The 13574-nt window shown below is 73.5% G+C and carries 13 protein-coding genes; 10 read left to right on the top strand and 3 right to left on the bottom strand.

Annotated elements, in window-relative coordinates:
• Both OFY01_RS09245 and hemW read left to right on the top strand, forming a co-directional pair.
• The coding region (locus OFY01_RS09245) for a PP2C family protein-serine/threonine phosphatase (RefSeq protein ID WP_407700308.1) at nucleotides 1-1433 on the top strand (1433 nt) is incomplete at its 5' end.
• Between the two features lie 49 nt (nucleotides 1434-1482).
• Complete coding sequence (gene hemW / locus OFY01_RS09240) at nucleotides 1483-2718, top strand: radical SAM family heme chaperone HemW (protein ID WP_266598141.1); 1236 nt, start codon at nucleotides 1483-1485, stop codon at nucleotides 2716-2718.
• A 33-nt stretch (nucleotides 2719-2751) separates the two neighbouring features.
• Here the strand turns inward: hemW and OFY01_RS09235 are convergent, their stop codons facing one another.
• Together OFY01_RS09235 and OFY01_RS09230 are read right to left on the bottom strand one after the other, a co-directional pair.
• Nucleotides 2752-3633 (bottom strand): DUF3097 domain-containing protein, encoded by an 882-nt coding sequence (locus tag OFY01_RS09235; protein WP_266598139.1) that lies wholly within the window; start codon nucleotides 3631-3633, stop codon nucleotides 2752-2754.
• Nucleotides 3634-3668: 35 nt separating this feature from the next.
• The gene (locus OFY01_RS09230) at nucleotides 3669-4436 is read right to left on the bottom strand and encodes an MBL fold metallo-hydrolase (RefSeq protein ID WP_266598137.1); all 768 of its coding nucleotides are present in this window, start codon (nucleotides 4434-4436) and stop codon (nucleotides 3669-3671) included.
• 176 nt (nucleotides 4437-4612) lie between these two features.
• On the opposite strand from OFY01_RS09230, the gene hrcA reads away from it, so the two are divergent.
• From hrcA to OFY01_RS09200, 6 genes are all read left to right on the top strand, one after another.
• Nucleotides 4613-5629 (top strand): heat-inducible transcriptional repressor HrcA, encoded by a 1017-nt coding sequence (gene hrcA / locus OFY01_RS09225; protein ID WP_266598135.1) that lies wholly within the window; start codon nucleotides 4613-4615, stop codon nucleotides 5627-5629.
• Entirely contained in the window at nucleotides 5630-6769 is a 1140-nt protein-coding gene (gene dnaJ / locus OFY01_RS09220; protein ID WP_266598133.1) for a molecular chaperone DnaJ, read from the top strand.
• 124 nt (nucleotides 6770-6893) lie between these two features.
• On the top strand, nucleotides 6894-7967 hold the full coding sequence (locus tag OFY01_RS09215; protein ID WP_266598131.1) for a nitronate monooxygenase: 1074 nt from the start codon (nucleotides 6894-6896) through the stop codon (nucleotides 7965-7967).
• Nucleotides 7964-8710 (top strand): 16S rRNA (uracil(1498)-N(3))-methyltransferase, encoded by a 747-nt coding sequence (locus OFY01_RS09210; RefSeq protein WP_266598129.1) that lies wholly within the window; start codon nucleotides 7964-7966, stop codon nucleotides 8708-8710. Before OFY01_RS09215 ends, OFY01_RS09210 begins: the two co-directional genes overlap by 4 nt.
• 36 nt (nucleotides 8711-8746) lie before the next feature.
• Entirely contained in the window at nucleotides 8747-9151 is a 405-nt protein-coding gene (locus OFY01_RS09205) for a VOC family protein (RefSeq protein ID WP_266598127.1), read from the top strand.
• Nucleotides 9152-9241: 90 nt separating this feature from the next.
• Nucleotides 9242-9964: a CDP-alcohol phosphatidyltransferase family protein gene (locus tag OFY01_RS09200; RefSeq protein WP_266598125.1), complete on the top strand. Its 723-nt coding sequence runs from the start codon at nucleotides 9242-9244 to the stop codon at nucleotides 9962-9964.
• On the opposite strand, the gene OFY01_RS09195 is transcribed toward OFY01_RS09200, so the two are convergent.
• Nucleotides 9924-10403 carry an adenylyltransferase/cytidyltransferase family protein gene (locus OFY01_RS09195; RefSeq protein ID WP_266598123.1) on the bottom strand — a complete coding sequence of 160 codons (480 nt, stop codon included), beginning with the start codon at nucleotides 10401-10403 and terminating at the stop codon, nucleotides 9924-9926. The genes OFY01_RS09200 and OFY01_RS09195 overlap by 41 nt on opposite strands.
• A 338-nt stretch (nucleotides 10404-10741) precedes the next feature.
• Here OFY01_RS09195 and OFY01_RS09190 point away from each other — a divergent pair, with 338 nt between their 5' ends.
• Together OFY01_RS09190 and OFY01_RS09185 are read left to right on the top strand one after the other, a co-directional pair.
• Nucleotides 10742-11953, top strand: coding sequence for a glycosyltransferase (locus OFY01_RS09190; RefSeq protein ID WP_266598144.1), 1212 nt, complete (start codon nucleotides 10742-10744; stop codon nucleotides 11951-11953).
• Between the two features lie 1530 nt (nucleotides 11954-13483).
• On the top strand, nucleotides 13484-13574 hold a 91-nt coding region (locus OFY01_RS09185), incomplete at its 3' end, for a DUF6000 family protein (RefSeq protein ID WP_266598143.1).

Below are 13574 nucleotides of genomic sequence, written 5' to 3'. Positions count from 1 at the left end.
CGCCGTCGTACAGGGCGAGGATGTCCCAGTGGAGGGCGGCGCCGACGCGGACGGGGGCGTTGGTGAAGCGGTGGGACCCGGACTGGGTCAACCGCGGCGCGCTCTCCTTCCTCGCCGAGGCATCCGACCTCCTCGCCGGGCAGCTCGACGTCGACATGGTCGCCGCGCTCGTCGGCCAGCTTCTGGTGCCGCGGCTCGCCGACTGGTGCGCGGTCTGGTTCTACGACGAGGAGGGGCGCGGCCTGCCCGACACCGTCGAACGCGACCCGCGCGGCACCGACCCCCTGCCCCCGCCCCGCCTCGCCCGTGTCTGGCACGCCCACGAGAGCCGCATCGAGGAGCTGCGCGGCCACCTGGAGAAGGAGCCGCCCAAGCTGCCCGACGGCGTGCAGTCCGCCGCCGTGCCCGTGCCCTGGCCGTTCGAGCGCGACTTCACGCGGAGCGCCACCGCGGCGGCCGAGGACGAGACCGGCGCCGCTCTCGCCTACCGGCTCGCCGCGGGCGGCCGCACCCTCGGCATCCTGCTGATCGGGCGCGCCGGGATCATCCGCTTCCCCGACGAGGTGACCGGGCTCGTCGAGGACTTCAGCCGCCGCGTCGCCCTCGCCGTCAGCGCCGCCCGCCGCTACACCCGCCAGGCCACCATCAGCCGCATCCTCCAGCGCGGCCTGCTGCCCACGTCCATCGCCGAGATCCCCGGCGTCGAGACCGCGCTCGTCTACGAGCCGAAGGAGGCGGGCGGCCCCGGCGGCGACTTCTACGACGTGTTCCCCGCGGCCGACGGCCGCTGGTGCTTCGCCCTCGGCGACGTCCAGGGCAAGGGGCCGGAGGCGGCCGTCGTCATCGGCCTCGCCCGGCCCTGGCTGCGCCTCCTCGCCCGCGAGGGCTACCAGGTGGCCCAGGTCCTCGACCGACTCAACCGGCTGCTGCTCGACGACGCGACCGAGGCCGCCGACGCGGCGGCCCGCGCCCTCGTCGCCGTGGACGGCCAGGCCGCGCTTCCCGAGGGCTGCGCCTCCCGCTTCCTCTCCCTCCTCTACGGCGAGCTCACCCCGGCGGCCGACGGCACCGCCGTGAGCTGCACCATCGCCTCCGCCGGGCACCCGCTGCCACTGCTGATGCGGCCCGACGGGCAGGTCGCCCCCGTGGCCAGCCCGCAGGTGCTGCTCGGCGTCGTCGACGACCCCGACTACACCGCCGAGACGTTCGAGCTGACCTCCGGCGACACGCTGCTGTGCGTCACGGACGGGGTCACCGAGCGGCGCAGCGGCGCCCGCCAGTTCGACGACGACGACGGTCTCGCCCACGCCCTGTCCGGCTGCGTGGGCCTGACGGCGCAACTGCTCGCCGAGCGCATCCGCCGCCTGGTGCACGCCTTCTCGGACGCGCCGCCCGACGACGACCTGGCGCTGCTCGTGCTCCAGACGCAGTGACGACGACCGGGCGGCACGGGGTTGCGCGGCGACGCGGGACAATGGGCCCATGCCTTCCGCACTGCCCGACGGCGAGCCCGTCCCCGACGACGGCTCCCTGCCCGCCTCGGCCCTCACCGGCGCCGGCTCCCGGCCCCTCGGCTTCTACCTGCACGTCCCGTACTGCGCCACGCGCTGCGGCTACTGCGACTTCAACACCTACACGGCGACCGAGCTGCGCGGCTCCGGCGGTGTGCTCGCCTCCCGCGACAACTACGCCGACACCCTGGTCGAGGAGGTCCGCCTCGCCCGCAAGGTGCTCGGCGACGACCCGCGCCCGGTGCGCACGGTCTTCGTGGGCGGCGGCACCCCGACGCTGCTCGCCGCCGCCGATCTCGTACGGATGCTGGGCGCGATCCGCGACGAGTTCGGGCTCGCGGACGACGCCGAGGTGACGACCGAGGCCAACCCGGAGTCGGTCGGCCCCGCGTACCTGGCCGAACTGCGGGCGGGCGGCTTCAACCGCGTCTCCTTCGGCATGCAGAGCGCGCGGCAGCACGTGCTGAAGGTCCTCGACCGCACGCATACGCCGGGGCGGCCCGAGGCGTGCGTCGCCGAGGCGCGGGCGGCGGGGTTCGAGCACGTCAACCTGGACCTGATCTACGGCACACCGGGCGAGAGCGACGACGACTGGCGGGCCTCGCTGGACGCGGCCCTCGGTGCCGGTCCCGACCACGTGTCGGCGTACGCCCTGATCGTCGAGGAAGGCACCCAGCTGGCCCGGCGCATCCGGCGCGGAGAGGTGCCGATGACCGACGACGACGTGCACGCGGACCGGTACCTCATCGCGGACGAGCTGCTGTCGGGCGCCGGGTTCGACTGGTACGAGGTGTCGAACTGGGCGACCTCCGACGCCGCCCGCTGCCTCCACAACGAGCTGTACTGGCGCGGCGCCGACTGGTGGGGCGCGGGCCCCGGCGCCCACTCGCACGTCGGCGGCGTCCGCTGGTGGAACGTGAAGCACCCGGGCGCGTACGCGGCGGCCCTTGCGCAGGGCCGGTCCCCGGGCGCCGGGCGGGAACTCCTGGCGGACGAGGACCGGCGGGTGGAGCGGATCCTGCTGGAGCTGCGGCTGCGGGACGGCTGCCCGGTGGAACTCCTGAAGCCGGACGGACTGGCGGCGGCGCGGAAGGCCGTGGCGGACGGGTTGCTGGAGGCCGGGGCGTTCGAGGACGCGGGGCGGGCCGTGCTGACGCTGCGGGGGCGGCTGCTGGCGGACGCGGTGGTGCGGGATCTGGTGGACTGACCGGGGCGACCCGCAGGCAGCGAGACCGCAGGCTCAGGGCACGGTCACGTGGTCGATCAACCGCTCCACACACCCCAACAGTTCCGGCTCCAGGTCCTTGTAGGAGCGCACCCGGCCCAGGATGTGCTGCCACGCCTCCCCGGTGTGCGCCACCCGCCAGCCGAGTGCCCGGCACACGCCCGTCTTCCAGTCCTGCCCGCGCGGCACCTTCGGCCAGGCCGCGATGCCGACCGAGGACGGCTTCACCGCCTCCCAGATGTCGATGTACGGGTGGCCGACCACCAGCGCGTGCTCGCTCGTCACGGACTGGGCGATCCGCCACTCCTTCGAGCCGGGCACCAGGTGGTCGACGAGGACGCCCAGGCGCGCGTCGGGGCCCGGCGCGAACTCGGCGACGATCGCCGGGAGGTCGTCGACGCCTTCGAGGAACTCCACCGCCACGCCCTCGATGCGCAGGTCGTCGCCCCAGACGCGTTCGATCAGCTCGGCGTCGTGCTTGCCCTCCACGTAGATCCGCCCGGCCCGCGCCACCCGTGCCCGCGCCCCGGGCACCGCCACCGAACCGGACGCCGTACGCGTGGGCCGCGCCGGGGCCGGGGCCACCGACGACGGGCGGACCAGCGTGACCACCTTGCCGTCGATCATGAAACCGCGCGGCTCCATCGGGAAGACGCGCAGCTTGCCGAACCGGTCCTCCAGGGTCACCGTCGGGCCCTGCGCCGTCTTCTCGACCCGCACGACCGCCCCGCAGAACCCCGTGGTGACCTCCTCCACGACCAGATCGCGGTCGGCGGGTACCTCGGGAACGGAAGCCTTCCGCTTCCACGGGGGAGTCAGGTCGGGCGAGTAGCGGCGGCTCCGCGGGCTCGAAGGACCGTCGTGGGAGGCGCGGTGGCGGGAGGCGGGTGGGCACATTCGGCCGACGATATGAACAGCCCGCCCCGCCACGGCTACGACACGCCGAACCGCTCCGCCAGTGTGGCGCGCTGCGCACGGACAAACGCCGCATTCACCACCGAGCCGTGCCCGGGAACGTACAGCGCGTCCTCGCCGCCGAGCGCGAGCAGCCGGTCGAGCGCCGCCGGCCAGTGCGCGGGTGCCGCGTCCGGTCCCGCCTGCGGCTCGCCCGACTCCTCCACCAGGTCGCCGCAGAACACGACCTCCCGGCCGCCCGGGCCGCCGCCCGGCACCAGGACCGTCAGATCGTGGCCGCTGTGCGCCGGGCCGACGTTCGCCAGCAGCACCTGGCGCTCGCCGCCCAGGTCGAGCGTCCACTCGCCGGACACCCGGTGCTGCGGCGTGACGAGGACGTCCACCGCCTCCGCGGCCGTCTGAGGCGGGACGCCGTGCCGTACGGCGTCCGAGCGCAGCTCGTCACGGCCGCGCGCGGCGAAGAGGGTGTCGATGCCCACGGGCCCGTACACCTCGACCCCCGCGAACGCCGCCGTGCCCAGGACGTGGTCGAAGTGCGGATGGGTGAGGGCGATGTGCGTCACGCGCGCCCGCTCGCCCGCCGCGTTCCCGACCCCCGCGAGCAGCCGCCCGGCGTCCCCGCGCAGCCGGGCGCCTTCACGCAGCGAGGACCCCGTGTCGATCAGCAGGGCGGCGCCCTCGCCGACGACCAGGCCGCTCGTGCAGTCCCAGCCGGGCAGCCGCACACGGCCCACGCCGGGGGCCAGTTCCTCCCAGCCCGTCCCGGACCAGTCGATACGTTCCATGGCCCCGACGCTAGCGCCAGGTCGGCGCCCTTGCCGCGCCACTACCCACCGGCCGTACACTGACCCGGGGACGCCTGGCACTCACCCGTATCGAGTGCCAATGAGTGCCGAACGGGAAGACGACGGGAAGACCGCGACACGGATCGCGACACGAAGGACGCTGGAGGTGCGCGCCGATGCTCAGTGAACGCAGGCTCGAGGTACTGCGTGCCATCGTCCAGGACTACGTGGGCACGGAGGAGCCCGTCGGCTCCAAGGCGCTGACCGAGCGGCACAGCCTCGGTGTCTCCCCGGCGACGGTCCGCAACGACATGGCGGCCCTGGAGGACGAGGGGTTCATCGCCCAGCCGCACACCAGCGCCGGGCGGATCCCCACCGACAAGGGGTACCGCCTCTTCGTCGACAAGTTGACGAGCGTGAAGCCGATGACCGCGCCCGAGCGGCGCGCCATCCAGAACTTCCTCGAAGGCGCCGTCGACCTCGACGACGTCGTCGGCCGCACGGTCCGGCTGCTCGCGCAGCTGACCCGGCAGGTCGCGATCGTCCAGTACCCGTCCCTGACCCGCTCCACCGTGCGCCACGTCGAGCTGCTCTCGCTCGCGCCCGCGCGTCTGATGCTCGTGCTGATCACGGACACCGGGCGGGTGGAGCAGCGGATGATCGACTGCCCGGCGCCGTTCGGCGAGTCGTCTCTCGCGGATCTGCGGGCCCGGCTCAACAGCCGGGTCGCGGGCCGCCGGTTCGCCGACGTCCCGCAGCTGGTGCAGGACCTGCCGGAGGCGTTCGAGCAGGAGGACCGCGGGACGGTCTCGACGGTGCTCTCCACTCTCCTGGAGACGCTCGTCGAGCAGAAGGAAGAACGGCTGATGATCGGCGGCACCGCCAATCTCACCCGCTTCGGACATGATTTTCCCCTCACCATCAGGCCCGTGCTCGAGGCCCTTGAGGAGCAGGTCGTGCTCCTCAAACTGCTCGGTGAGGTCAATGATTCGGACATGGCCGTACGGATCGGCCATGAGAACGCCCACGAGGGGCTCAACTCCACGTCCGTCGTGTCGGTCGGTTACGGTTCGGGCGGCGAGGCAGTCGCCAAGCTCGGCGTGGTCGGACCGACCCGCATGGACTACCCGGGAACGATGGGAGCAGTACGCGCAGTGGCACGTTACGTCGGACAGATCCTGGCGGAGTCGTAAATGGCCACGGACTACTACGCCGTGCTCGGCGTGCGCCGCGACGCTTCCCCGGAAGAGATCAAGAAGGCCTTTCGCAGGCTCGCCCGCGAGCTTCACCCGGACGTGAATCCGGACCCGAAGACGCAGGAGCGCTTCAAGGAGATCAACGCGGCCTACGAGGTCCTCTCCGATCCGGAGAAGAAGCAGGTCTACGACCTGGGTGGCGATCCGCTGTCGCAGTCCGGCGGCGGGGGCGGCGCGGGCGGCTTCGGCGGCGCGGGGTTCGGGAACTTCTCGGACATCATGGACGCGTTCTTCGGTACGTCGTCGCAGCGCGGCCCGCGCTCGCGCACGCGGCGCGGCCAGGACGCCATGATCCGGCTCGAGGTCGAGCTGGACGAGGCCGCGTTCGGGACGACCAAGGACATCCAGGTCGACACCGCTGTGGTGTGTTCGACCTGCAGCGGTGAGGGCGCCGCGCCGGGGACCTCCGCGCAGACCTGCGACATGTGCCGCGGCCGCGGCGAGGTCTCCCAGGTCACGCGCTCCTTCCTCGGCCAGGTCATGACCTCGCGGCCGTGCCCGCAGTGCCAGGGCTTCGGCACGGTCGTGCCGACCCCGTGCCCGGAGTGCGCCGGCGACGGCCGCATCCGCTCGCGGCGGACGCTGACCGTGAAGATCCCGGCCGGTGTGGACAACGGCACGCGCATCCAGCTCGCGGGTGAGGGCGAGGTCGGTCCGGGCGGCGGCCCCGCCGGCGACCTCTACGTCGAGATCCACGAGCTGCCGCACCCCACCTTCCAGCGGCGCGGCGACGACCTGCACTGCACCGTCACCATCCCGATGACCGCGGCGGCGCTCGGCACGAAGGTGCCGCTGGAGACGCTCGACGGCATGGAGGAGATCGACATCCGGCCCGGCACGCAGTCCGGCCAGTCGGTCCCGCTGCACGGGCGCGGTGTCACGCACCTGCGGGGCGGGGGCCGGGGCGACCTGATCGTCCATGTCGAGGTCACGACGCCGCAGAAGCTCGACCCCGAGCAGGAGCGGTTGCTGCGCGAGCTTGCCAAGATGCGCGGCGAGGAGCGGCCCACCGGACAGTTCCAGCCGGGGCAGCAGGGGCTGTTCTCGCGGCTGAAGGATGCGTTCAACGGGCGGTGAGCCGGTTGGTGGCGGGGCCCGAAGGCGCGCCTTCGGGCCCCGTTTCTTCACGCTTTCCGGAGGGTGCCGCTCTACGTGACCCCTTCGATTCGGCCGTCCGGGTCGTACATGGCACGATGCCGTCATGTCCTGTGCACTGACCGATCTCTGTCACTACCCGATCGTGCAGGCCCCCATGGCGGGTGGCGCGTCCCGTCCCGAGCTCGCCGCCGCCGTGTGCGAGGCCGGAGGGCTCGGGTTCCTCGCCGCCGGGTACAAGACCGCCGACGGCATGTACCAGGAGATCCAGCAGGTGCGGGCGCTCACCGGCCGCCCCTTCGGCGTCAACCTCTTCGTGCCGCAGCCCGACTGCGCCGACCCGGCCGCCGTCGACGTCTACCGCAACCAGCTCGCCGGTGAGGCCGGCTGGTACAGCACGCCGCTCGGCGACAGCGACGCCTCCCTCGACGACGGGTTCGACGCCAAGCTCGCCATCCTCGTCGACGACCCGGTGCCGCTGGTCAGCTTCACCTTCGGCTGCCCCACCCGCGAGACCGTCGAAGCGCTGCGCCGCGTCGGCACCCGCACCGCCGTCACCGTGACCACCGTGGAGGAGGCACAGGCCGCCGAGGAGGCGGGCGCCGACGCCGTGTGCGTCCAGGGCACGGAGGCGGGCGGACACCAGGGCACCCACCGCGACATCCCGGCGGGTGACGGCAGCTCGATCGGGCTGCTCTCGCTCGTCACGCAGGTACGGGAGGCCGTGGCGCTGCCCATCGCCGCCGCCGGAGGCATCATGCGCGGCGCTCAGATCGCCGCCGTGATCGCCGCCGGGGCCGAACTCGCCCAGCTCGGCACCGCGTTCCTCGTCACCCCCGAGTCCGGGGCGCCCGCCCTGCACAAGAGGTCCTTGACCGACCCGCTGTTCACCCGCACCGAACTGACCCGCGCGTTCTCCGGGCGGCCCGCGCGCGGCCTGGTCAACCGGTTCATGCGCGAGCACGGCCCCTACGCCCCGGCCGCGTACCCGCAGGTCCACTACATGACGTCGCCGCTGCGCAAGGCCGCCGCCAAGGCCGGTGACCCGCAGGGCATGGCGCTGTGGGCGGGGCAGGGGCACCGGCTCGCCCGGGAGCTGCCTGCCGGGCAGCTCGTCGAGGTGCTGGCCGCCGAACTCGACGCCGCCCGCGGCGCGTCGGCCGGGCGGGGCGCCGCGTGACCGCGCCGGTGTTCGTCGTCGACGGTCCGGTGCCGGGCGAGCGCACGTACGTCCTGGACGGTCCGGAGGGACGGCACGCCGTGTCCGTGAAGCGGCTGCGGGCGGGCGAGAGCGTGGTGCTGACCGACGGGCTCGGGGCCTGGAGCGAAGGGACCGTCGCCGCCGCCGAGGGCAAGGACCGGCTCGTCGTCGACCTCGGCCCCGCCCACACCGAGCCCGAGGAACGGCCACGCATCACCGTCATCCAGGCGCTGCCCAAGGGCGACCGCGGCGAACTGGCCGTCGAGACCATGACCGAGACCGGCGTCGACGCGATCGTGCCGTGGACGGCGTCCCGCTGCGTCACCCAGTGGCGCGGCGAGCGCGGCCTCAAGGCGCTCGGCAAGTGGCGCGCCACCGCACGGGAGGCCGGGAAGCAGTCCCGCCGCGTCCGCTTCCCCGAGGTGGCCGACGCCGCGTCGACCAAGGAGGTCGCGCGGCTGCTCGCCACGGCCGACCTCGCGGCGGTGCTGCACGAGGACCGCGACTGCGACAGCGCGCCCCTGGCCTCGGCCGACCTCCCGGCGGACGGGGACATCGTCCTGGTCGTGGGGCCCGAAGGGGGCGTGTCCCCCCAGGAGCTGGAGACGTTCCGGGCGGCCGGGGCGCGGCCGTACCGGCTGGGCCGGAGCGTGCTGCGTACCTCCACGGCCGGTACGGCGGCGGTGGCGCTGCTGCTCGGCCGCACCGGACGCTGGGGCTGACGCCGGCCGGCGGGACCGACCTCGTACGCTGAGCGCATGGAACTCGCCCAAGTGCGCCTGCTCGTCACCGACTTCGCCGCCTGCTACCGGTTCTACGCCGACGTCCTCGCGCTCACCCCGCAGTCCGGCGCCGAGCGCGGCCCGTACGAGAAGTTCTCGCCACCGGCCGGCTCCGCCGGGATCGCCCTGCAGGAGCGGAGCACGATGGCCGGGGTGCTCGCCGAGGCCGGGGAGCACCCCGGCCGTCATGCCCCGTTGCGCTCGCTGATCGCGCTGCGCGTCGACGACCTGGACGCGTACTGCGCCGGGATCGCCGAGCGCGGCGGAGTGCTCGCGCAGGGGCCCGTGCCCATGACGGACCGGATGCGCGTCGCCCACATCAAGGACCCCGAGGGCAATGTCGTCGAGCTCCAGGAGTGGCTGCGGGCGCGTCCGGTGTGAGAAGCCCTGCGCCGGACCCCGGCGGCTGACATGATGGCGAGGGCCGGCGCACGCGCGGGCCGGGGGCAGGCCACGAGGTCCGGGGGGACGATGAGCGGCACCACAGCGTCGGCGCTGGTACGGCTGAAGTCGGCGCAGAAGAGCGCCAAAGGCGTTTCGTTGTACTCGCGGTTCGTCAACCGGCCCGTCGGGCGGTTGTTCGCCGCCGGTGCCTACGCCCTCGGGCTGACACCCAATCAGGTCACCTTGGTCAGCGCGGTGTTCAGCGGCGCGGCCGTCGCCGCCGCCGCGCTGGCCACGCCCACCTGGACACTGGGCCTGCTGGTCTGGCTGGGGCTCGCCGTGGGATTCGCCTTCGACTCCGCGGACGGGCAGCTCGCCCGGCTGCGTGGCGGGGGCAGCGCGGCGGGGGAGTGGCTCGACCATGTCGTGGACTGCGCCAAGCTCACGACACTGCACATCGCCGTGCTCATCGCCTTCTACCGTCACCCCGGCCACTTCGGCACCACGAGCGACGGCTGGCTGCTGGTGCCGCTCGGCTTCCAACTGGCCGCCGTCGTCACGTTCTTCGGCGGCCTGCTCACCGAACAGCTCAAGCCCGAAGGGGGCCCCGGCGCCTCCGCCGTGCCGTCCACGGCACGGGCGGTGGCGTTGCTCCCGGTCGACCACGGGGTGTTCTGCCTGGTCTTCCTGCTGCTCGGCGGCGGCACCGTCTTCCGCTGGGCCTACACCGCGCTCGGCGCCGCCGCGGCCCTCTTCCTGGCCGCCTTCCTCACCAAGTGGTTCCGGGAGCTGTCCGCCGTTCGCCGGTGACATCCACGCCGTCGAGGGTGTCCAGGGCGCGACGCAGCTGCGTGCTGGAGGTGTGCACGGTGTACGGGAAGTAGACGATGTCCACGCCGACCGTGGCGAAGTCCCGTTCGAGACGTTCACCCTTCGGGGTGCCACGCCAGTCGTCGCCTTTGAACAGCGCGTCGAAACGGACCTGTTGCCATGTCTCGAGCTTGTCGGGAACGGTCTCCACGAAGGCCGCGTCCACGAACCGGACGCTGCGCACGATCTCCAGCCGCTCCACCAGCGGGATCATCGGGCGCCGCCCCTTGGCCCGCTCGGCCATCTCGTCCGAGACCACGCCCGCGACCAGGTAGTCGCACTGGGCGCGGGCATGGCGCAGGATGTTCAAGTGCCCGATGTGGAAGAGGTCGTAGGCACCCGGCGCGTAGCCCACGCGGTACGGTCTGCTCGTCGGCACAGTTCGTCCCCTCGCTTCGTCGTGTCCCCCGACGCGCCCGCCCTGTCGCGGGCGGGATGCGTCGACTTTGACGATAGCGTTCATGTTCCGTGCAAGATGGGTGAACAGATAGTGTGCGTCCTGTTCGCGCCTCTGGTGCCGGTCGGTTTCGGCCCCCCGGCGCGGTGTGTGCGCACCGGGGAGGGCCGCCGAGGCGGCCGGGGGAAGGGGTTCGTCGCGTGGCACACGTGCGTCATGACAACGAAGCGGAGTCCGGGCGGAGTCGGGGCGAGATCCCCGCGCAGAGCCCTGCCCCGGACGTCGAACGCGCCGCGTCGCGGCGCCGGTCGCGCCGCCGACTGCTCCTCGTGTCCACCAACTACGCGCCCGAGCACACCGGCATAGGGCCCTACGCGACCGGCATCGCCGAGCACTGGGCCCGCTCCGGCCATGACACGCACGTGCTCGCCGGTCTTCCGCACTACCCGTCCTGGCGGCTCGCGCCCGGCTACGAGGGCGTGTGGCGGACCACCGAGACGCGCGCCGGGGTCACCGTCCACCGCCGCCGCCACACCGTCCCGGCCCGTCAGAGCGCCCTGCGCCGGGCCCTGTTCGAGGGGTCGATCCTCGCCCACGGTCTCGCCGCGCCGCCGCGCACCGGACGCCCCGACGCCGTACTGGCTCAACTGCCCAGCCTGGCGGGCGGGGTGCTCGGCGCCCGCATCGCCGCCCGCCACCGGGTGCCGTACGTGCCCGTGGTGCAGGACCTGATGGCAGCGGCCGCCGCCCAGTCCGGCATCCAGGGCGGCGGCCGGGCCGCCGCCCTCGCCGAGCGCGCCGAGACGTGGGTGCTGCGCCGCGCCACGCTCGTCGGCGTCATCCACGAGACGTTCGTCGAACGGGTCACCGCCATGGGAGTGGACCCGGCGCGCATCCGTGTGGTGCCCAACTGGTCGCACATACAGGCGCCTTCGGGCGACCGGGAGCGGACCCGGGCACGGCTCGGCTGGGCGCCCGGACAACCGGTCGTCCTGCACTCCGGCAACATGGGCCTCAAGCAGGGCCTGGAGGTGCTGGTCGACGTGGCACGCCGGGCGCCGGACGTGCGCGTGGTCCTCATGGGCGACGGCAACCAGCGCGAGCGGCTTCTCCAGCGCGGCGCGGGGCTGCCCAACCTGGAATTCCTGCCGCCCGCCGACGACGGCGACTTCCCGGACGTCCTGGCGGCCGCCGACGTCCTGGCCGTCACGCAGCGGGCGTCCGTGCTCGACATGAGCGTCCCGTCCAAGCTCACCTCCTACTTCGCGGCCGGGCGCCCGGTCGTCGCCTCCGTCGCCGCCGAGGGCGGCACCGCGCGCGAGGTGCGGCGCTCCGGGGCCGGGGTCCTGGTGGAACCGGAGAGTCCCGAACAGCTCCTGGCCGCAGTGCGTAGACTCGTCGAAGATCCGGTGCGGGCCGGTCAGTTGGGCGAGCGGGGGCCGCGCCACGTGGCGACCCACCTGTCGCGGGAGGCGGGGCTCGCGCGGATCGACGCGCTGATCGACGAGGCGTTGGGGGGACTGGGGACATGAGCGAGACACACGAGGCCGGGCGGGGCGAGGAAGAACCCGAGCAACTGCGGGAACAGTTCCGCCAGTTGCTGCGCTACCGCTGGCTGATCGGCGGCGGCGTCGGCGTCGGCCTGCTCGCCGGGGCATGGCTCGGCATCACCGGCGCCGAGAGCTACGCGGCCACCACCGACGTGGTGCTGCGCGCGCCCACCAGCGACCCGTTCGCGCCGACCATCTCCGCCGACAAGGCGGTCAACATGGGCTCCGAGCGCCAGACGGCCCTCAGCCGCAAGGTGGCCGAGGGCGCCGCCAAGAAGCTCGGCATGAGTGACGCGGACGTGGACGCCCTGCAAAAGGGCCTCCAGGTCACCAATCCGCCGCAGACCCTCGTCCTGCACTTCACGTACAACGCGTCCAGCCCGGCCGAGGCCGCCCGCCGCGCCAACGCCCTCACCCAGTCCTACATCGAGCTGCGCAAGCGGCAGTGGGAGGACATCCGGGACGCGATGCTCAGGAGCCTGCAGAACCAGCTCAGCCCCATCGCCAAGCAGAACGACGACATCAGCAAGCGCATCAAGGGGCTGCCCAACGGGTCGGCCGCCGACTCCGCCTACGCCGTGCAGGCCAACCTGCTGAACCGGATCACCGAACTCCGCGGCAAGATCACCAGTTTGAAGTCGCTCGACATGACGCCCGCCAACGTGATCCGCACGGCCACGCCGCCCGCCGCCTCCGACGGCCCCGGCCTGCCCCTCTCGCTCGGCCTCGGCGGCGCGGTCGGCATCGGCCTCGGTCTGCTGGGCGCCTGGGTACGGCTGGTCTTCGACCCGGCACCGCGCTCCCCCGTCGATGTGGCCCGTGCGGTGCGCGGCCCGGTGCTCGGCACCCTGCCGCGCGGTGCGACCGGACCGTTGGTGGTGGGCGGCGCCGAGTCGCGAGCCGCCGAGGAGTACCGGTCGATCGCCTTCCGGCTCGCCTACGACGACCGGTTCGCGGACCGCCGCAGGCTCCTGGTCGTCGCGCCGCGCGGCCCCATGGCGCCCACCGTCGCCGTGGCGGCCAACCTCGCGGCGGCCTTCGCGGAGACCGGCAAGAACGTCCTGCTCGTCGAGGCGGACCTGCGTACGCCGTCGCTGTCCCAGCGGCTGCGCGTCTCCCACGCCTCCCGGCCCAGCTGGGGCCGGACCGACTCGGCCGAGCCGTCCGACGGCGACTGGCCCCTTCCCGGCCAACTCCACGTGGACGCGGGCGAGTCCGGATCGTTCGACCTCGTCCCCGGCAAGCGGGCGCGCAACGTGCCGCGGGCCCTGACCTCGGCACGGACCACCCGGCTCATCGACGTGGCCGACGACCCCGGCGCCACCGTGGTCGTCGTCGCGCCGCCCGTCCTCGCGTACGCCGACGCGCTCGCGCTGGTCGACCGCGTCGACGGAGTGCTGGTCGTCTGCAATCCGCGCACGGTCCACCGCGCCGACCTGGCCCGCATCCGCGAGCTCATCAACGGGGCGGGCGGCACCGTCCTCGGGGCGGTCACCCACGTCGAACCGGACCGTGGCCGCGCCACCCGCCGCCGCGATCAACGACGAGGAACTGGAAGCCCTCCTCGGGTTCGAATGGCGCTCGCGTCTCACCGCCGGCTGGC

The organism is Streptomyces beihaiensis (assembly GCF_026274175.1).
Lineage (GTDB): Bacteria > Actinomycetota > Actinomycetes > Streptomycetales > Streptomycetaceae > Streptomyces > Streptomyces beihaiensis.
Note: the sequence above shows the minus strand (reverse complement) of the source record. Positions and strands in the feature narration are given on the sequence as shown.